Consider the following 18345-nt stretch of genomic DNA (forward strand, 5'->3'; position numbering starts at 1 on the left):
GCCAATGACGTCACCCACCGATGGCGGCCGGATACTTTTAAGGGCTGCAACGGCTTTAGGGGCTGCGACAGCTTTATCGGCTGCTCAGCCCAGGCCAACCGCTTTCCCAAACAGGCTGAATCCGACGAACGCCACAATGTCCAGCAGGGCGTGGGCGATGACCAACGGCATCACCCGCTTGGTCCTGGTGTAGATCCAGCCAAAGACGAGCCCCATCACCACATTGCCGATGAACGGCCCAAAGCCCTGGTACAGGTGGTAGCTGCCGCGCAGGACCGCGCTGACAACGATCCCCACGGGCACGCTCCAGCCAAACCTGCCGAAGCGGTCCAGCAGGTAGCCCACCACGATCACTTCTTCCACGATTGCGTGGCGCACGGCAGAGAGTATGAGCACCGGGACCGTCCACCAGTAGGCGTCCAGGCCGCTGGGCACAATGGCTGTGGTGATTCCCAGGGCCCGGCCTGCCGCATAGAGGCCCAGGGATGGAATGCCAATGAGCGCCGCCAGGCCGAGGCCCTGAAGAAGGTCCTTGCCGGGACGGGCGAAGTTGAAACCGAGCCGGGAGAACGCCGAACCTCCTTCACCGTCCCTGTTGGCCTGGACATGCGTTGACAGGAAGTAGAACACCAGGGCCACAGGCACCAGGGCGAAGATGATGTCCAGGAGTTGGTACGTGAGATCGAAATATTCCCGCGTGCTCTGCGACCTGTTCAGGGTGGACGTTGCATCAGCCAGTGGGGCCCGCGTCATCTTGTCCAGCAGTTGCACCACGGAGTAGACGGCCGACTGGCCCAGGGAAAGGCCCAGGACGATGAGCACTTCGGCGCGCAGCCGCCGACGGGAAGCAAGGAACATGTACCTATCTTGCCCGCAGTTCCTGCCTCTTTGCCGGGAACCGCCGCCCTATGCTTGGTGGGATGGGTACCCCAGAGAGAATATTCATGATCCGGCACGGACAGTCGGCAGCCAACGCCGACACGTCCATTTACAACCGTGTCCCGGATTACCGGATTCCACTGACCGAACAAGGCCTGGAGCAGGCAAGGGTGGCCGGTGAGAACCTGCGCCGAAAGCTCGATGGACAGCAAGTGTGCGTGTACGTCTCCCCGTACCTGCGTGCGTACCAGACCCTTGAGGCCCTCAACCTTGGGCCTTTGATCGAGCGCGTGATCGAGGAGCCGCGGCTGCGCGAACAGGACTGGGCCAACTTCCAGATCGCCGGGGACATCGAGGACCAGAAGGAACTGCGGAACCTGTACGGACACTTCTTCTACCGGTTCCGCGAGGGCGAGTCGGGCTCGGACGTCTACGACCGGGTGTCATCGTTCATGGAGACGCTCTACCGGCATTGGCAGAAGCCCACGTACGCGCCCAACACCTTGCTGGTGACGCATGGGCTGACCATGCGGCTGTTCTGCATGCGCTGGTTCCACTGGACGGTGGAGTACTTCGAGTCCTTGAACAACCCGGACAACGCGGAATTGCGCACCCTGATCAAGAACGATGAGGACCAGTACACTCTGGACCTGCCGTTTACCCAGTGGGTGCCCAGGGACGTAGACGATTCGGTCCTCCACGCGCCGCGGTTGCGGTTCTAGGCTAGGGCAGCCCTAACCGGCGGGCGCGACGATGACCTCGGTCCCCTTGGCTTCAAACGCGGCTTTGTCCTCCGCGCTGATCCCGGAATCGGTGATGAGGTGCCTGAAGTCGTAGCCGGCCATGGCCGCAAAGGACCGCCTGCGCACCTTCGAGGAGTCGGCTACGACATAGGACTCCGTTGCCCGTCGCGCCATCACCGTGTTGACCATGGCTTCGCCTTCGTCGGTGATGGTGGGGCCGAGGTCCGGGTCCACGCCGTTGACGCCTATGAACGCGATGTCCAACGCGACTTTCTGCATGATGACATCGGTGTACGGGCCCACCAACTCGTAGGATCGCGGATTCAGGATCCCGCCGGTGACCATGATCTTGATGTTGGGGCGGACCGCCAACTGGGAAGCGATGTTGATTGCATTGGTCACCACCGTCAGCGTGGGCCTGTTGGATGGGGCGTTGAGGTCTTCGCGGGTGGACAGGAGCTGTGCCAGCGCCGTGTTGGTGGTTCCGCCGCTCAGCCCGATGACCGCACCGGGACGGATCAGCGCGGACGCAGCCAGTGCTATGTCCTGCTTGGCTTCGGCGTGATCGTCGCGGTTGTACCGGCCGGGAAGGTCGTAGGCCACCGACCCTGTAGTGGCGCCGCCGCGGGTACGGCTAAGGAGCCGCTGTTTGGCGAGGCTGTCCAGATCCCTGCGGGCCGTGGCAGGTGACACGCCTAAGCGCGTCACGATGTCCTCGACTTCCACGTGGCCGGACTCGGCCAGGAGATCGAGGATGGCGGTCAGCCGATCGGTGCGGGTCATGACAAGCCTTTCGCGGTTTCGACGCTATTTCGCTTTGGCGAACAGCGTCAGCATACGTGCCGACTCCAGCACCAGGGCCTCCCGGCCGGCCTTGATGTACTTCCGGGAATCCACCACTGCAGGGTTGGCATCGAGGTACTCACGGACGGCGCGGGTAAAGAACCCGTTCAAATGTGTGGATACGTTGATCTTAGTCATACCAGCGCCGATAGCGGCTACGAGCACGTCGTCTGTGACACCGGAGGAGCCATGGAGGACAAGCGGTTTGACGACGGCGGACTTCAGCCGGGCGATCAGGTGCAGGTCCAGTGCGGCGCTGCGTTCGGTCATGGCGTGGGAGGAACCGACGGCCACCGCGAGTGCGTCCACGCCCGTGGCCTCGACGAACGCCTGGGCCTCGGCCGGATCGGTCCTGACGCCCGGGGCGTGGGCTCCGTCCTTGCCACCGACCTTCCCGAGTTCGGCCTCCACGTACACTCCGCGCTCATGGGCGTAGGTGGCCACGCGTCGGGTGACTTCGACGTTCCACTCATAGGGCAGGTGCGCGCCGTCGTACATCACTGAACCAAAGCCCAGGTCCACGGCGGCGATCGCCAGGTCCTCGGACTCTGCATGGTCAAGGTGCAGCGCGACAGGGACCGAGGCGGCGCGGGCGATCGCCAGGGCCGCCGACGCAATCGGCTCCAGGCCGCCGTGGTACTTCGCGCAGTTTTCGGAAATCTGCAGGATCAACGGCACCCCGGCAGCCTCGGCACCGGCCACCAGGCCTTCGGCGGTTTCGATATGGATGACGTTGAACGCGCCTTGCCCCGTACCGGCAGCGGCGGCCTTGTCCATCAGTTCCCGAGTGTCGACCAGGGTCACCGGGTCTCCTTCCATGTCACGATCAGTTGGTCCTGGAGCTCCCGGTACCGCGGCGAGATCTCGCCCGCTGCGGGCATGAGCACGGCAGCGGCGGACCAGGCGGTGGCCCGGCGAAGAATCTCGCGGGGTTCGGTGATGCCTTCGGCGAGTGCGACGGCGGCAGCGGCCACACCGGCGTCGCCCGCCCCTGTGGGGTTGCCGCTGAGCGATTCCGGCAGGCGCGCGCTCCAGAAGCCGCCCGGGGCGGCGTGGTCGAAGGCGAGCATGCCCTCAGCGCCGGCGCTGACCAGCACCGTACGGGCACCCATGTCGATCAGCGAGAGCGCTGCCGCTTCAACGCTGGACTCCCCCGTTGCTTCAGCCAGTTCATGATGGTTCGGTTTGAGGACGTCGGCGCCGGCTTTCGCAGCGGCGATGATCCCGGGGCCGGAGGTATCGATGATGGCGGGGACGCCGGCGTCGTGGGCCAACCGCACGAGCTCCGGGTAGAAATCCACGGGGGCGCCGGACGGCAGGCTGCCTGAGCCCACCAGCACGGAGGCTGGCAGGTTGCGGTTTCCTGTGACGGCCTCGGTGATGGCGGTCCTGAGCGAGCGCCATTCGTCAGGCAGGAGCGCTTGGCCTTCCTCGTTGAAGATGGAGGTCTCGCCGCCCAGGGTGTCCACCAGGGCGATGCTGCGGCGGGTCTCCGCCGCAACCCCCACCAGGATGTGGGGGACACCGCTGGTCCAGAGTTCCGCGGCCAGCGTCTGGCCCGCAGCACCGCCGGTGGGTGCTATGGCCAGGACGGGGTAGCCGAGTTGGTGCGTGACGCGGGCAACGTTGATCCCCTTGCCGCCTGCCCGGCTGATGGGCGTGGGAACGCGGTGGCTCGCGCCCGCCGTTATCCCGTGGACGGTGTAGGTCATGTCGATGGCCGGGTTGGGTGTGACGGTGATGATGCGGTTCACGTTGGCTCGTTTCATTGTCCGGCTCCCAACAGCACCCGCGCATTGAGGGCAGCGCCGAGCAAGCCGGCATCCTGGCCCAGCTGGGCCCGGATCAGCCGTGGACGGCGTTGGAAATCGAGGATCTGGTCCACCCGGGCGCGGAGGGGCGCAAGGAGTTCGTCGCCGGCTTCGGCGAGGCCACCTCCGATCACCACAGCTTCGGTGCCAATGATGTTGACGCATTGGCAGATGGTGAAGGCAAGGGCGTCCACCGCTTCCGCCCATACGCGTTCGGCCAGTGCGTCTCCGGATTTTGCCCTGAGCAGCACGCTGCGGGCGCCGTTGACCTTGTTTCCGGATTTCAGGTGGTAGCGCCTGGCGATGGCGCCGGCCGATCCCACGGCTTCGAGGATGGTGGAGCCGGTGGTGCCGGGACCGGCGTCGGGGTCGGGGACCTGGGCGTGGCCGAGTTCACCGGCGAAACCGCCGGCAGTAACGGCCTTGCCACCGGAGAAGACCGCGGCCGCGATTCCGGTTCCCACCACCATGACCACTACTTCACTGAAGTCTTTTGAACCACCCAGGGCATGCTCAACGGCCGCAGCGGAACGGACATCGTGGTCGAAGGCAACCGGGATACCCAGCCGCTTCTGCGCTTCTGCCGTGAACGGGTAGTCCCGCCATCCGAGGTTGGCGGAGTAAACGCCCACTCCTGCGACTGAGTCGACGATGCCCGGGACAATGATGCCGGCGGCTTTGGCGGGGGCGCCGGGGAACTCGGCGGCCAGCTCCCTGGCAAGCTCAGCCAGCCGCTCAACGACGACTTCGCCGGGACGTTCCGGGTCCAAGGGCGTGGGAACCCGGCGCATCCCCAGAACCACTCCCTTGGCATCCACCAAACCGGCCTTGATGTCCGTCCCGCCAACGTCGAACGAGAGGACGGGTGATTCTGCGGCTCCGAGAACCATGGCAGGTACCTAGGCGGATGCGTCGAGAATGACAGAGCGGGTCAGGTTGCGCGGCAGATCCGGATTCAAGCCACGGACCCGTGCGCGTTCCAGGGTCACCTTATGGACCCGGGCAAGCTCGGCCAAGGGGTGCTTGTCCGTGTGGAGGTAAAGGGCGCCGGTGGCTGCCATGTCCTGGTCCAGGCCTTCGGGCTGGGCACCGAACAACCAGGTAACGCGGCCCGGAGCGGCGATGGAGATAGGACCGTGCCGGTATTCCATGGCCGGGTAGGACTCGGTCCAGCCCTGGACTGCCTCACGCATTTTCAGGCCGGCTTCGTGAGCCAGGCCAACGGTCCACCCGGTGCCCAGGAAAGTGAATTGCTCGGCATCCAGAAGTTCCTGCACTACCGGAGCGGACACGGCTTCACGGGCGTCGTCAATGGCTCCGCTCACGTCCACGCCCAGGCTGGCGAGCAGGTAGACCAAAGCCGTGGTGGCGAAGCGTGTCTGCACCACGGAGCGCTCATCGGCATACTGAAGGCCGATCACAGTGTCTGCAAGTTCGATGATGGGCGAGGTTGTGTCGCCGATGATCGCGACAGTGGGAACGATGCCCTTCAAGCCAGCCAGGACCTCAAGTACCTCAGTGGTGGTTCCTGAGCGCGTGATGGCTACAACGGCGTCGTACTGGCGATCAGCGTTGAGGAAAGCTTCGGAAGCGGCGAACGCGTCCGTGACGCCCTTGCCGGCGGATTCGCGGGCAGCGGCGTAGCTCTGCGCCATGAACCAGGACGTGCCGCAGCCGATGACGGCGATGCGCTTTCCGTCGGCCGGGAGCAGGTGCTCGCTGCGGGCCTGATCCACGGCGCGCTGCCAAACGACGGGCTGGGAAACCAGCTCTTCCTCCATGAAGGCACCCAGTGTGTTCTCGCTCATCGTGTGTTTCGCTCCCGCTCATGTAATGACGTTTTTTGATCTATAGAAACACTAAACGATCATTTTCGATCTCACAAGGATCATCTACTGGAGAAGACAGGTACTTACGGCGGTTAAAGCAATGCGGGGTCACCCATGGCCCATCCCCCAAGGGACAACCGGCCATAAGCAACCCCGCATTGCGGTGTTTGCCCGTACTTGCCTAGACGGCGCGCCTCCCCGCCCGCCACACCGAATGCGTCAGCGGGATCCCGGGACGGTACGCCAGGTGGGTGGCCGACGGTGCCTTGAGCATGTGCAGGTCAGCCCGGTGACCGACGGCGAGCGAACCCACCGCGCGTTCGCCGTCGACGTCGTTCCCTGACTCCCTGCCCAATGCCAGGGCGCCGCCGTACGTCGCGGCGCGCACGGCCTCGTGCACGCTCAGGTGCATCTGGAGAACCGCAGTGGTGACGCAGAAAGCCATTGACGAGGTATAGGAGGTTCCCGGGTTGCAGTTGGCTGCCAGCGCAATCTGCACACCGGCATCGATCAGCCCACGGCCGGGCGCCAGAGGCTGGCGGGTCGAAAGGTCACAGGCAGGCAGGCACGTAGCCACCGTGCCACGCGTGCCGCTGCCGCTTGCGGGATCCCAGCCGGCCCACGTTTCCGCGAGCGCAGCGATGTCCTTGTCCGATAGGTAGTTCACGTGGTCGACGCTCGCCGCCCCGAACTCGACGGCGAGGGCAACCCCGGGCCCTTCGCCAAGCTGGTTCCCGTGCACCCGCAGCCCCAAACCGGCATGACGGGCCGCTGACAGGACACGGCGGGACTGGTCCTCGGTGAACGCGCCCCGCTCGCAAAATACGTCTGCCCAACGCACGTGCGGAAGGACGGCGTCGAGCATGGCGCCGCAGACCAGGTCCGTGTACTCCTCAGGGTCCGATCCGGCAGGGACCAGATGCGCGCCAAGGTAGGTGACCTCGTCCACTTCAGCTGCGGCAATCCGGGCGCTGCGGGCTTCGTTCTCAACGTCCAGGCCGTAGCCGGTCTTGCTCTCAAGGTAGGTAGTTCCCTGCGAAACGGCCTCTTTTACGCGGTCCCGGACGAGGCCCGTGAGTTCGTCGTCGCTGACGCTGCGCGTGGCTCCCGTCGTGACAGCAATGCCGCCGGCACTGTAGCTCTGTCCTGCCATGCGTGCTTCAAATTCCGCCGTCCGGTCGCCGGCGAAGACCAGGTGCGAATGCGAATCAACCCAGCCAGGCAGGACGGCGCGGCCTTCGGCGTCGATCCTGGTGTCCGCTGCGGGCGCGTCCGTACTGGAACCGATCCAGGAAACGCGCTCGCCCTCAAGGACAATCGCCGCGTCTTTCAGGACCCGGTGCTCCAGGTCCTGGGTCATCAGCTCGCCGATGTTGGTGATGACTGTGCTGGGTGCCGTGATTCCGCTCATAAAGCTATTGTTCAGCGCCGGATGGACCAGCGGACGGCTGCAAGTTGCTCCGCTGTCCGGGATTCCGGACTCTCGGCCTCCACTGTCCCCAGGATGAGGCCCGCAGCCAGCTCCGCAATCGCAGAGGACGTCTGGAAACCGTAGCCGCCCTGTCCGGCCAGCCAGAAGAAGCCTGCCGCTTCGGCGTCGAATCCCACCACCGGGATCCCATCTGCCGCCTCGGTCCGCAGCCCGGTCCAGGCGCGGTCAACGGAGCGGATGCCCAAGGTGGTGAGACTGTTGAGATTGGCAATCAGCTTCCCGACATCCCCTGGGCGCGGTTTTGCGTCCTCGGGCCCACTGGGCACATGCTCCGACGGCGAGATCAGGACCTGGGCACCTTCGGGCCTGAAGTAGAAGGAATCGTCCGCCGCGCACACCATGGGCGTCTTCGGCGCAAGCGGGTTCTCAACGTTCACGATGGCCGCGGTCCGTCGGAATGGTTGCAGTCCAAGCTTTTCCACTCCACTGATGACGGCCAGTTCATCCGCCCACGCGCCAGCGGCATTAACCACGACGCCGGACTGGAAGCCTTCGTTGCCCGCGCCCACCTGCCAGCCGCTCCCCAGCCGCTGGGCCGAATGGACCTTCGCTCCCGTAATGATGTCGACTCCGGCCGCTACGGCTACCTGGCGGTGTTCTTCCAGGAGCAAGGGCGCGTTGCAGCCGAACGAGCCGTCATCCAGGCCGGCTGCCGTGAACGAATCCGGGTTCAGTGCCGGGCAGAGCTCCATGGCCTCGGCGTGGGTGATACGGTGCATGTTGCCGCTGGCCCCGGCCCGCACGGTCTCCTCGTCACCGACCAGCAGGAAGCCCCGTGGAGTGAGGATCGGCTCCGCCGCGTGGGCATCTCGGGCCGCCAACAATTCCAAAGTCCGGACGGTCAACTCCTGCACCACCGGCGGTCCGTAGCTGGGGATCAACTGCCGGGCCGACCGTGACGAGGTGTGGAAGGCCAGCGATTGCTCAGCCTCGACCAAGGCCACGGTGCACTTGCCGGCCAGGGCTGCAGCCAGTGACAACCCGCCAATGCCGCCGCCAACGATTACCACGTCATAATTCGAAGCCATGGATCCATCCTGTCAGAAGCCCGCGTGCCCGACGACAGGCTTCCGCCCTGCCCCCCCACACATACACACGCTCGCTCACGTACCAGCCCTTAAACCCACACGCTCGCTCACCTACCAGCCCTTAAACCCACACGCTCGCTCACCTCCTTAAAGAACGTGAACGAGCGTGCGGCTCAAGCACCCAGAACGTGAACGAGCGTGCGGCTCAAGCACCCAGAAAGTGAGCGAGCGTCAGGCGACCGCAGCGCGGCTCTTCACGAACGCCTGAACGCAGGCCTCGACGTCGTCCGTGCTGTGCGCGGCTGAAAGCTGCACGCGGATCCGGGCCACGCCCTTCGGCACCACCGGGAAGCTGAAGGCCGTGACGAAGACGCCGTTGTTGAGCATTTCGTCGGCAACCTTGGCCGCCACCACGGCGTCGCCGAACATCACGGGAATGATGGCGTGCTCGCCGTCGAGGAGCTCGAAGCCTTCCTCGCTCATGCGCCGGCGGAACAGCGCTGCGTTCTCAAAGAGGCGCGTCCGGAGTTCGCCGGACTCCTGGACCAGCTCGATCGCCTTGATGGTGGCGGCAACGATGGCCGGCGCCAGGGAGTTGGAGAACAGGTACGGGCGGGCCTTCTGGCGAAGCATGGCGACGATCTCGCCACGGCCGGACACGTATCCACCCGAAGCGCCGCCCAGGGCCTTGCCAAAAGTTCCCGTGTAGATGTCCACGCGATCGGAAACACCAGCGTGCTCAGGAGTACCCGCGCCCGTGGGTCCCATGAAGCCGACGGCGTGGGAGTCGTCCACCATGACCAGGGCGTCGTGCTTCTCGGCGAGATCGCAGATGGCTTCCAGCGGTGCGAGGTAGCCGTCCATGGAGAAGACACCATCGGTGACGATGATCTTGCGGCGCGAACCGGACGCTTCCACGAGCTTGGCTTCAAGGTCGGCCATGTCCTGGTTGGCGTAGCGGAAACGCTTGGCCTTGCTCAGGCGGATGCCGTCGATGATGGAGGCGTGATTGAGGGAGTCGGAGATGATGGCATCGTCCGGGCCGAACAGGGACTCGAAGACGCCGCCGTTGGCATCGAAGCAGCTGGAGAACAGGATGGTGTCTTCGGTGCCCAGGAACTGCGAAACACGCGCTTCCAGCTCCAGGTGGAGGTCCTGGGTACCGCAAATGAAGCGCACGGAGGCCATGCCGAAGCCGCGCTCGTCCATGGCTGACTTGGCCGCGGCGATGATGTCCGGATGGTCGGCCAGTCCCAAGTAGTTGTTGGCGCAGAAGTTCAGGACCTTGTTGGCCGGGCGGCCGAGCTGTCCTGCGGCGATGTGGCTTGCCTGGGGGGAATCGATGTGGCGTTCGGTCTTGAAGAGTCCGGCGCTGCGGATGTCGTCGAGTTCGCCCTGCAGTTGGTCTTTGATGGCTGAGTACATGGGTGCTCCTAAGGTGTGGGGGTCCGGTGCCGGTTCGGGTCCAGGCTTACAGTTGGGTCCAGTCGAGGACCACTTTGCCGCCGGTGCCGTTGCGGGCGATCTCGAAGCCCTTTTCCCAGTCGGCTGCGGACAGCTTGTCGGTGACGACGGCGGAGATGCTGCGGTGCAGCACGGGGTTGGACGAGAGCATGGCGCTCATGGCGTACCAGGTCTCGAACATCTCACGGCCGTAGATGCCCTTGAGCGTGAGCATGTGGGTGACCACCTTGCCCCAGTCGATGTCGATGGACTGGCTGGGAAGGCCCAGCATGGCGATGCGGCCGCCGTGGTTCATGTTGTCGATCATCTCAGGCAGCGCCGTCGGGTGTCCGGACATTTCCAGTCCGATATCAAAGCCTTCGCGCATGCCCAGTTCCTGCTGCGCCTCACGGACGCGCATTTTGGACACGTCGACGGCGAGGTCCACGCCCATCTGCCGGGCCAGTTCCAGGCGCGGTGCGGAAACGTCGGTGATGGCGATCTTTCGGGCACCTGCGTGGCGGGCGACGGCGATTGCCATGAGGCCGATGGGTCCGGCGCCGGTGATGAGCACGTCCTCACCGACCAACGGGAAGCTCAGCGCCGTGTGGACTGCGTTTCCGAAGGGATCGAAGATGGCACCAAGTTCCGGGGTGACGGATTCATCGTGGTGGACCCAGACATTCGTCTCCGGGATCACGACGTATTCGGCAAACGCACCATCGCGCTGCACGCCGACTGAGACCGTGTGGATGCACATCTGGCGGCGACCGGCACGGCAGTTGCGGCAGATCCCGCAGACCACGTGGCCCTCGCCGGAGACCCGGTCCCCCACCTTGACGTCGCGGACGTCCTCGCCGATTTCCACCACTTCGCCGTAGAACTCGTGGCCGGCAATGAGGGGTGTTTCGATGATGCTTTGCGCCCAGGCGTCCCAGCTCTGGATGTGGAGGTCGGTCCCGCAGATGCCGGTTGTCATCACTCGGATCTTGACGTCGGACGGACCTGCTTCGGGCTCCGGGCGTTCAACGAGTTCGAACCCGGCGTGCGGACCGGATTTGTAGAGAGCCTTCATGGGGATTCCTCACTGCTGGGGGCTGCTTCACTGCTGCTGCCTCCATTGAATCCCCGGCAACGATTTAGCACAACTAGATTCTTCTCAATCAACGATTTAGGATTTGCTAATGGAAATCCACCAGCTCCAAATGCTTCGCGAACTTGGCGACCTCGGGAGCGTGAAGGCGGTAGCGGAGACGCTGATGGTCACTCCCTCGGCGGTTTCACAGCAGCTTGCCCTGCTCCAACGGTCGGTGGACGTCCCGCTCACGCGCAAGGAGGGCCGCGCCCTGGTGCTGACCGATGCCGGCCGCGTCCTCGCTGAGGCGGGCGCCGCCGTCGTGAACGCCATGGCGGACGCGCGTGCAGCAATCGGCGCCTATCACGATGCCGCGGATGCGCCGGTAAGTGTGAGCGCCTTCCACAGCGCAGGGCAGGCGCTGTTCGCGCCGCTGGCTGCTTTACTGGCTTCCAAGCAGGCGTCCGACGGCGGGAAGTCGCCGCGCCTGCGGCTCTCCGATGAGGACGTCGCCCAGGAGGATTTCCCCGGGTTGGCCGCACGGTATGACCTCGTGCTGGCACACCGGATGGACAACAGCCCGCAATGGCCCGGGGACAAGGTAGCGGTGATCCCGCTCGCCGACGAGCCACTGGATATCGCGCTCCCCGCGCACCACCCCTTGTCAGCCCGGGCGGAGCTGCAGCCGGCCGACGTCGTGGACGAACCCTGGGTAACCAGCCGCGATGGCTACTCCCCCGCGGACGTGCTCGCCGCCGTCGTCGCCGTCAGTGGCAGGCCGGCGGAAGTCCTCCACCGCATCAACGACTACTCCACTGTGGCCGCACTGGTATCAGCCGGCGGGGCGATCGGCCTGCTGCCCCGGTTTACCGCCCGGAGGGTGCTGGACGCAGGCGTGGTGCTGCGGCCGCTGGCGGGCGTGAATTCCGTGCGGAAGATCGACATCCTCGCGCGTCCGGAGACGCTGAAAAGGAAATCGGTCATGACGGTTTGCGAGTCACTTCAAACCGTCATGACCGAGCTTGTCGAGCTGTCCAGCCCCCGCTAGTCGCGGACCAAGGCGGGCTGGCCGGCGTCGAAGTATTCCACCAGGGCGGCCGGGAGCTCCGGAACCTCCCGGGCTGAACCGTCGCTGCGCAACGATTCGGCCGCCAGGACTCCAGCTGCCACAGCTTGGCGCGCAGCGATGGGACTGGTCCGGGTCCGGCCACCGGAGGACGCGAAACGGAGGAACTCCTCGATCAGGTGCGGATCGGCGCCACCGTGGCCGCCGTCGCCATCCTCGATGGTGATGACCTCGTCCGGTTCGCCACGGCCGGACGTCCGGGAAGTCCACACATTGATGGTCTCCCCGGGCCCGTCGCCGAAGTTTTCGATCCTGCCCTTGGTGCCGATGACCGTATAGTTGCGCCAATAATCCGGGGTGAAATGGCACTGCTGGTAGGAGGCAAGCACACCGTTGTCCAGAACCATGTTCATCATGGAGATGTCCTCGACGTCGATCACCTCCGCCAGGTCCTTTTGCTCGGTCGGCGGCCAGTTGTCCAAGGAGAACCAGTCCCCCATGCGCTTGCCGGCGTTGTCGCCGCGGTTTGCGACATCGCCGTAGACGGCAAGATCGCCGACGGCGGCAACGCGCTTGGTGTACCCGCCGGCAAGCCAGTGGATCACATCGATGTCGTGGGCGCCTTTTTGAAGCAGCAGGGACGTGACGTTCGCCCGCTGGGCGTGCCAATCCTTGAAGTAGTAGTCGCCACCGTGACCGACGAAGTGGCGGCACCAGACTGCCTTGACGTCGCCGATCCTGCCGTCCTCGATGAGTTGGCGCATCTGTACTACAACGGGCATGTGGCGCATGTTGTGCCCGACGTATAGCCGCGTCCCTGTTTCGTAGGCGGTCTTCAGGATCAGGTCCGCTGCCTCAACGGTGATGTCCAGGGGCTTCTCGCAGAAGGTGGCAATGCCCGCCGTGAGCGTACGGACGACGACGGCGGCGTGCTGGTTGTCGGGGGTCAGGACCAGCACTGCGTCCAAGCCGCTGGCCAACAGTTCCTCCAGGTCCGCTGTGATGCGGGCGGTCGGGATCCGCACGGCAGCATCGGCACGTCCGCGCTCGCTGAGGTCACACACAATGGTGACCTCCGAGCCTTGGCCGGGTTTATGGGCGTGCTTCCACAACCCCGAGCGGAGGCCGAATCCTACGATGCCGACCTTCAAATCCTTTTCCATGGTGTGCACATTCCTTCTTGCTGATTCTTAAGTGAGTCTGGTGGCGGCGCTGCGGTGCGGCGCCGATTCGCGCACGAACAGGTGCCAGGGGAAGTCGAGGACGGCAGGCTCAACGTGAGCGGTGGCCCGCTTCAGGAGCCGGCGGGCCAGTTTGTCGAAGAAGTCCACGGGGCCGACCGTGCTAAGTGAGGGCGACATCCGCTCGCCTTCCACCGTGTTGCCCACACCGATGATGTCCACGTCCGCGCCAACTGCGAGCCCCAGGCGCTGGGCGGCGTTGATGGCACTGACTGCGGCGTAATCGGTGGTGGCGTAGATGGCGGTAGGCCTGTCCGGCATGCTGAGCAGTCGCGTGGCGGCGGCATATGCACCGGCGGTGGTTCCATCGAACAGTCCCACGTAATCCTGCCGCTCCGGGATACCGGCATCAGCCAGTGCCTCGGCATAGGCCCTGTACCGCGGGCCACCGGAGGTTCCCCCGGCCGTGGCGGGGGTCAGGCAAGCCACCCTGGCATGGCCGTGCAGCAAATGCTCCACGGCCATGCGGCAGCCGGGTCCGGCAATGGAACGGACGACGTCGAAACCGTCGGGCTCCACGGCCTCGTCGAAAACCACAAGGGTAGTCCCGCGTTCCGCAAGCTTCCGCAGGTCGGCCCGCTGATCCTCGCGGACAGCATCGACGAACACGGCATCGGCGTTGTGCGTACCGAGCACTTTGACCCAGTCCGCATCGCCCAGGATCATCGGGGTGATGCCCAGTGGGACCGCGGCTTTCTGCACGGCTTCGATAACGGACAGCGACCACGGATCCGAGAGCATGGTCAACGACAGGATCACCGTGTTGGTCCGGCCCGTCCGGATGGCCCGGGCTGCTTGGTTGGGGCGGTAGCCGAGCCGCTCCGCAGCGGCCTTGACCTTCTCCGCCGTCGGATCCGAAACGCCCGGCCCGCCATCACCCCGGCGCCCTGAGAGCACGTAGGAAACCGTGGCCGTGGAGACGCCGGCCAGCTCTGCCACCATTCGGATGGTGGGCCGGACTCCGGTGTTGCCCGTTTTTGCCATGGTTCCCCCTGCGTGTGGATGTGTAGCGTCTTGTGTGTCGAGGCTAGCCCGTGAAGCGGCCTAGCTCCGGAAGACAGGCGCGTTGGGATCCAAGGCGGCCTGGTACTCGTCCCGCATCTTGTCGCCGCCTTCGCTCTTCCAGCGCTTGACCGCATCCTTGAGTTCGTCGATCTTGGCCCTGCCCGTGATGATGTCCACCACTTTGTCGCGCAGCTGCTTGGTGATTTTGGCACCGACTTTGGCGTTGGTGTCCGAGTAGGAACCGTTGGTGGGGTTGCGCCAAGCAAACTCCAGCAGCTTTTCTTCCTGCTGGCTTATGTAGCGCGTGTCGTCGTCGAATCCGGGGTTGAAAAGGACGTTTTCGGGGCTGGACATGATGTTCAGCGCCGACACAAGGCCGGGTGCGTTGGTGTTTCCGGTGTCCGTCCGCGCTGGGTTGCCGGAGGCGTCGATGGTGTAGTCCTGCCCCAGTTCACCGAAGTTCTTCTGCAGGTATTCCACGGTGCCAAACGGGGCCGAGAGGTAGTTGATGAGGGCCAGCAGTTCGCGGATCTTGCCCTCTTCGGCCTTCTTGAACGGCGTGAAGCCCACGGTTCCGTAGCCCATGTCGTACACGGGCTTGACCTTTCCGTCGGCGCTGAATGGAACCAGGATGTCGAACCGGGCGTCCTTCTTCAGTGCCCGGTAGCTGCGGAGGTCGTGGGGGCCCACAACCACCTGGGCGGCCACGCTGCCGTTGGCGACGCGCGCCCTGATGTCCGTGGCCTTGGAGTCGGGATAGAACACTCCCGCCGCGAACATCCTGGCGGTGAACTCCACTCCGGCCATGTACTCGTCGGTCTCATACAGGTGGGTGAGGGTGCGGTCCTTGTTGACTGCCCAGCTGTTCGGGGCGCCAAACCACTCGGTGACCATGTGCAGGGCGTTGATGTAGGCGGGCTCCAGCGCGTACTGCTGGTCCCCGGGGCGCGTCAGCTCCTTGGCCTTGTCCAGGAACTCGTCAGCGTTGGCTGCTTCAAAGCCGCCCACTTTGGCCCACAGATCGTGGTTGCCAAGGTACACCTGCCCGAACGGGGTACTTGGAATGGGCGCTCCCCAGATCTTGCCGTTCACGACGGCGGTCTTCCAGGAATCCGGCTTCAATGCGGCCAGGTTGGGGTACTCAAGAACCGCGTCACCGGAAAGGTAGGGCGTGAGGTCCTGGAACTTGGCCTCAAGCATGGGCCCTACGTTGGGAATGCCCTGGTTTGGCGGAACCCACATCATGTCCGGGAGGTCGTTACTGGCCAGGACGGTGGCGAACTTGGCCGGGTAGCCGTCGCCGATGTCTTCGGCGATCTGCAGTTCCAGGTCGCCGCCAAGCTTGGCGTTGAGCCGTTGCCAGAAGGGGTTGTCCTTCAGGCCCGGGCTCATGGTGTCGAAAGTTTCTGTCAGGCCCGTGACTTTGCCCTTGAGCGGCGGCGTCTTCACGGACTGCACAGCGGTGGGCAGCTTGAAATAGCCGGCTTGGAGGCCCTTTGCGTTGCCCGCGATATCCGGGGTGACGCCGGTGAATTCCTTGTAGGTAGGCAATTTGACCGAAGCGGAGGCAGCGGCGCCTCCGCTGCTTGCGGCTCCGCCGCCACCGCAGGCGGACAGGCCGGCGGCGGTCACGGCCAATCCTGCCAGTCCCAGGAAACCGCGGCGGCTGAATCCAGCCTGTGAGGTAGTGCTCGTCATGGCATAACCCTTTCTGGTTACGTGCATTGGTGTGTGTTGTGGATGTTCGACTAGCCCTTGACGGCGCCGGTGATGACGCCCTTGGCAAAGTGCTTTTGGAGGAAGGGGTAGACCATCAGGATGGGAACGAGCGCCACTACGACGACCGCCATCTGGATGGACTGGGGCGGAGGCGATGTAGTGATTCCAAGCTGGTCTGCCGCCCCGCTCCCCTGGACCACGAAGTTCCGGAGCAACAGTTGGATAGGCCATTTGCTGTGGTCATTGATATAGAGCAGGGCGTTGAAGAACGAGTTCCAGAAGCCCACCGCATAGAACAGGCCTACGACGGCGATCACGGCTTTGGACAACGGCATCACGATGCGCCACAGGATCTGCCAGTCGTTGGCGCCGTCGATCCTGGCGCTTTCAATCAGCTCGCCCGGGATGTTCAGGAAGAACGAGCGCATCACCACGAAGTTGAAGGCTCCAAAGATGCCCGGAAGGATCAGCGACCACAGCGAGTCCAGCAGCCCCAGCTGACGGATCATCAGGAACGATGGAATCAGGCCCGGCGCGAACAGGAGGGTGAAGAGCACCGCCAGGATGACAGGCCTGCCAAAGAGGACCGTGCGGCTGGTGGCATAGGCCATGGTGATGGTGACGAAGAGCGCAAGAATGGTGCCGGCCACCGTGATCAGGATGCTCACGCCGAGGGATTGCAGGACCATGGGGCCCTTGAAGATGGTGGCATAGGCCTCCAACGTGGGGCGCTCGGGCCAGAGCACGAATCCGCCGGCCTTGACCAGTTGTTCCGTGTCAGCCAGCGAAGTCGAAACGACCAGCAGGATGGGTGTGAGGATGGAAAGGCTGAACACGATCAAGACCACTGCTTTGACCGTTTGGTACAGGGCGGAAGGCTTTTCCTTCCACACCGGGCGCTTGGGGTTGTAGCTCAGCTCCCGGGGCTTTCTGGTAAAAAGTGTTGTTGCCATGGGGTTCTCCTTGTGCGGCAGCTAACGGGTCCGGCCAATGCGGCCTTCAGCGTGCTTGCTTTGCAAAAATTCCGTCTTCGCCAAAGCGGTGGGCAAGTTTGTTGGCGCCGTAGATCAGCAGGGCACTCACGACGCCCTTGGCCAGGCCGGCCGCCGCGCCTGAGCTCCACCCGCCTCCCACTACGCCGGTGTAGTAAGTGAAGGTGTCCAGCACTTCGGCAGCCCCGGCCCCGACTGCGTCCCGTTGCAGGATGAACTGCTCAAAGCCGACCGAGAGGATGTCTCCGATGCGCAGGATGAGGAGCAGCACGATCACGGGCCGGAGGCCGGGGAGGGTGATGTGCCACATCCTGCGCCACCGGCCGGCACCGTCAGCGGCTGCGGCTTCATAAAGCGATGCGTCGATGCTGGCCAGCGCCGCCAGGAAGATGATCATGGCCCATCCGGCGTCCTTCCAGATCATCTGGACCACCACCATCACGGGGAAGGTTTCCGGGTTGGTCATGAAAGGGATTGGCTCCATGCCCCAGTCGCGGAGCAGGTTGTTGATGAAGCCTGCCCCGCCCAGCATCTGCTGGAAGAACGCGATGACCAGGACCCAGGAAAGGAAGTGCGGCAGGTAGGCGATGCTCTGGAAAACCTTCCGGACCCGCGTGCTGACCAGCGAGTCCACGATCAATGCCAGGATCAGCGGCACTGGGAAGAGGAAGACCAGCTGCCAAGCGGCCAAGTACAGGGTGTTCCAAAAAGCATGGATGAAATCGGGGTTGCCGAACAGCTCCACGAAGTTCTGCCATCCCACCCACAGGCTGTCCCCGATGCCCAGGTAGGGCTGGTAGTCCTGGAAGGCGATGACGTTGCCAAGGATGGGGATGTAGAAGAAGAGCAGCAGGAACGCGATGCCCGGGAGCATCATCAGGAGCATCTGCTTGTCCCGCCGAAGACGGGATCGGAAGCTTTGCTGCGGGACCTTGCTCCTCCGCGCCTTCTTCGCACCGACTCCGGCGGCCAGCCCACCTGCGGGGACCCGGCGGGCTTCGGGCAACGCCGGAGCTTGTTCCGTCGTCGAGTTCATGCTGTCTCCTCAAGTGCCAGGCGAACCACCTCGATGTGATTCGCGCCACGCCTGTTAACCGTTTAACAAACCATAAGTGACACAAGCACCTTTTGCAAGAACATGATTGAAACTGCATCCAAAGATCAGATTTCGTCACTCGC

17 protein-coding genes are annotated in these 18345 nt (G+C 64.3%); 2 read left to right on the forward strand and 15 right to left on the reverse strand.

The window, feature by feature from the left end; all coding sequences use genetic code 11:
* Nucleotides 1-84: 84 nt before the first annotated feature.
* On the reverse strand, nt 85-858 hold the full coding sequence (locus tag AB0N72_RS04840) for a CPBP family intramembrane glutamic endopeptidase (RefSeq protein ID WP_363929831.1): 774 nt from the start codon (nt 856-858) through the stop codon (nt 85-87).
* Nucleotides 859-944: 86 nt separating this feature from the next.
* On the opposite strand from AB0N72_RS04840, the gene AB0N72_RS04845 reads away from it, so the two are divergent.
* Nucleotides 945-1601, forward strand: coding sequence for a histidine phosphatase family protein (locus AB0N72_RS04845; RefSeq protein WP_363929832.1), 657 nt, complete (start codon nt 945-947; stop codon nt 1599-1601).
* A 12-nt stretch (nt 1602-1613) separates the two neighbouring features.
* Here the strand turns inward: AB0N72_RS04845 and AB0N72_RS04850 are convergent, their stop codons facing one another.
* The 9 genes from AB0N72_RS04850 to tdh form a co-directional block, all read right to left on the reverse strand.
* A complete protein-coding gene (locus AB0N72_RS04850) occupies nt 1614-2405 on the reverse strand; it encodes a DeoR/GlpR family DNA-binding transcription regulator (RefSeq protein ID WP_363929833.1) in 792 nt (263 codons plus the stop codon).
* Nucleotides 2406-2429: 24 nt separating this feature from the next.
* On the reverse strand, nt 2430-3284 hold the full coding sequence (locus AB0N72_RS04855) for a class II fructose-bisphosphate aldolase (protein ID WP_363929834.1): 855 nt from the start codon (nt 3282-3284) through the stop codon (nt 2430-2432).
* On the reverse strand, nt 3266-4234 hold the full coding sequence (locus AB0N72_RS04860) for a hexose kinase (protein ID WP_363929835.1): 969 nt from the start codon (nt 4232-4234) through the stop codon (nt 3266-3268). Before AB0N72_RS04860 ends, AB0N72_RS04855 begins: the two co-directional genes overlap by 19 nt.
* Entirely contained in the window at nt 4231-5166 is a 936-nt protein-coding gene (locus tag AB0N72_RS04865) for an ROK family protein (protein ID WP_363929836.1), read from the reverse strand. The genes AB0N72_RS04860 and AB0N72_RS04865 overlap by 4 nt, the downstream gene beginning before the upstream one ends.
* Nucleotides 5167-5175: 9 nt before the next feature.
* Entirely contained in the window at nt 5176-6084 is a 909-nt protein-coding gene (locus AB0N72_RS04870) for an SIS domain-containing protein (protein ID WP_363929837.1), read from the reverse strand.
* A 202-nt stretch (nt 6085-6286) separates the two neighbouring features.
* Complete coding sequence (hutI, locus tag AB0N72_RS04875) at nt 6287-7516, reverse strand: imidazolonepropionase (RefSeq protein ID WP_363929838.1); 1230 nt, start codon at nt 7514-7516, stop codon at nt 6287-6289.
* A gap of 11 nt (nt 7517-7527) precedes the next feature.
* The gene (locus AB0N72_RS04880) at nt 7528-8625 is read right to left on the reverse strand and encodes an FAD-dependent oxidoreductase (RefSeq protein WP_363929839.1); all 1098 of its coding nucleotides are present in this window, start codon (nt 8623-8625) and stop codon (nt 7528-7530) included.
* Nucleotides 8626-8856: 231 nt separating this feature from the next.
* Nucleotides 8857-10050, reverse strand: coding sequence for a glycine C-acetyltransferase (locus tag AB0N72_RS04885; protein WP_363929840.1), 1194 nt, complete (start codon nt 10048-10050; stop codon nt 8857-8859).
* A 46-nt stretch (nt 10051-10096) separates the two neighbouring features.
* Complete coding sequence (gene tdh / locus AB0N72_RS04890; protein WP_363929841.1) at nt 10097-11143, reverse strand: L-threonine 3-dehydrogenase; 1047 nt, start codon at nt 11141-11143, stop codon at nt 10097-10099.
* Nucleotides 11144-11252: 109 nt separating this feature from the next.
* On the opposite strand from tdh, the gene AB0N72_RS04895 reads away from it, so the two are divergent.
* Nucleotides 11253-12191, forward strand: a complete 939-nt coding sequence (locus AB0N72_RS04895; protein ID WP_363929842.1) for a LysR family transcriptional regulator — start codon at nt 11253-11255, stop codon at nt 12189-12191.
* Here the strand turns inward: AB0N72_RS04895 and AB0N72_RS04900 are convergent.
* Genes AB0N72_RS04900 through AB0N72_RS04920 form a run of 5 tightly spaced genes read right to left on the reverse strand, consistent with a single transcriptional unit; the run spans nt 12188 to nt 18202 of the window.
* Nucleotides 12188-13372 (reverse strand): Gfo/Idh/MocA family oxidoreductase, encoded by a 1185-nt coding sequence (locus tag AB0N72_RS04900; protein ID WP_363929843.1) that lies wholly within the window; start codon nt 13370-13372, stop codon nt 12188-12190. The genes AB0N72_RS04895 and AB0N72_RS04900 overlap by 4 nt on opposite strands.
* Nucleotides 13373-13399: 27 nt before the next feature.
* On the reverse strand, nt 13400-14434 hold the full coding sequence (locus AB0N72_RS04905; protein WP_363929844.1) for a LacI family DNA-binding transcriptional regulator: 1035 nt from the start codon (nt 14432-14434) through the stop codon (nt 13400-13402).
* Between the two features lie 60 nt (nt 14435-14494).
* Nucleotides 14495-16153: a sugar ABC transporter substrate-binding protein gene (locus AB0N72_RS04910; RefSeq protein WP_363929845.1), complete on the reverse strand. Its 1659-nt coding sequence runs from the start codon at nt 16151-16153 to the stop codon at nt 14495-14497.
* Nucleotides 16154-16203: 50 nt separating this feature from the next.
* A complete protein-coding gene (locus AB0N72_RS04915; RefSeq protein WP_363929846.1) occupies nt 16204-17127 on the reverse strand; it encodes a carbohydrate ABC transporter permease in 924 nt (307 codons plus the stop codon).
* A 46-nt stretch (nt 17128-17173) separates the two neighbouring features.
* Nucleotides 17174-18202, reverse strand: coding sequence for an ABC transporter permease subunit (locus tag AB0N72_RS04920; RefSeq protein WP_363929847.1), 1029 nt, complete (start codon nt 18200-18202; stop codon nt 17174-17176).
* Nucleotides 18203-18345: the final 143 nt, after the last annotated feature.

The sequence above is a fragment of the Paenarthrobacter sp. NPDC089307 genome, from assembly GCF_040685055.1.
Taxonomy (GTDB): Bacteria; Actinomycetota; Actinomycetes; order Actinomycetales; family Micrococcaceae; genus Arthrobacter.

What these genes read in the sequence shown, in the direction of transcription:
- AB0N72_RS04840 (WP_363929831.1), bottom strand. Translation starts at nt 858, where the DNA reads ATGTTCCTTGCTTCCCGTCGGCGGCTGCGCGCCGAAGTGCTCATCGTC.
- AB0N72_RS04845 (WP_363929832.1), top strand. Translation starts at nt 945, where the DNA reads ATGATCCGGCACGGACAGTCGGCAGCCAACGCCGACACGTCCATTTAC.
- AB0N72_RS04850 (WP_363929833.1), bottom strand. Translation starts at nt 2,405, where the DNA reads ATGACCCGCACCGATCGGCTGACCGCCATCCTCGATCTCCTGGCCGAG.
- AB0N72_RS04855 (WP_363929834.1), bottom strand. Translation starts at nt 3,284, where the DNA reads ATGGAAGGAGACCCGGTGACCCTGGTCGACACTCGGGAACTGATGGAC.
- AB0N72_RS04860 (WP_363929835.1), bottom strand. Translation starts at nt 4,234, where the DNA reads ATGAAACGAGCCAACGTGAACCGCATCATCACCGTCACACCCAACCCG.
- AB0N72_RS04865 (WP_363929836.1), bottom strand. Translation starts at nt 5,166, where the DNA reads ATGGTTCTCGGAGCCGCAGAATCACCCGTCCTCTCGTTCGACGTTGGC.
- AB0N72_RS04870 (WP_363929837.1), bottom strand. Translation starts at nt 6,084, where the DNA reads ATGAGCGAGAACACACTGGGTGCCTTCATGGAGGAAGAGCTGGTTTCC.
- hutI (WP_363929838.1), bottom strand. Translation starts at nt 7,516, where the DNA reads ATGAGCGGAATCACGGCACCCAGCACAGTCATCACCAACATCGGCGAG.
- AB0N72_RS04880 (WP_363929839.1), bottom strand. Translation starts at nt 8,625, where the DNA reads ATGGCTTCGAATTATGACGTGGTAATCGTTGGCGGCGGCATTGGCGGG.
- AB0N72_RS04885 (WP_363929840.1), bottom strand. Translation starts at nt 10,050, where the DNA reads ATGTACTCAGCCATCAAAGACCAACTGCAGGGCGAACTCGACGACATC.
- tdh (WP_363929841.1), bottom strand. Translation starts at nt 11,143, where the DNA reads ATGAAGGCTCTCTACAAATCCGGTCCGCACGCCGGGTTCGAACTCGTT.
- AB0N72_RS04895 (WP_363929842.1), top strand. Translation starts at nt 11,253, where the DNA reads ATGGAAATCCACCAGCTCCAAATGCTTCGCGAACTTGGCGACCTCGGG.
- AB0N72_RS04900 (WP_363929843.1), bottom strand. Translation starts at nt 13,372, where the DNA reads ATGGAAAAGGATTTGAAGGTCGGCATCGTAGGATTCGGCCTCCGCTCG.
- AB0N72_RS04905 (WP_363929844.1), bottom strand. Translation starts at nt 14,434, where the DNA reads ATGGCAAAAACGGGCAACACCGGAGTCCGGCCCACCATCCGAATGGTG.
- AB0N72_RS04910 (WP_363929845.1), bottom strand. Translation starts at nt 16,153, where the DNA reads ATGACGAGCACTACCTCACAGGCTGGATTCAGCCGCCGCGGTTTCCTG.
- AB0N72_RS04915 (WP_363929846.1), bottom strand. Translation starts at nt 17,127, where the DNA reads ATGGCAACAACACTTTTTACCAGAAAGCCCCGGGAGCTGAGCTACAAC.
- AB0N72_RS04920 (WP_363929847.1), bottom strand. Translation starts at nt 18,202, where the DNA reads ATGAACTCGACGACGGAACAAGCTCCGGCGTTGCCCGAAGCCCGCCGG.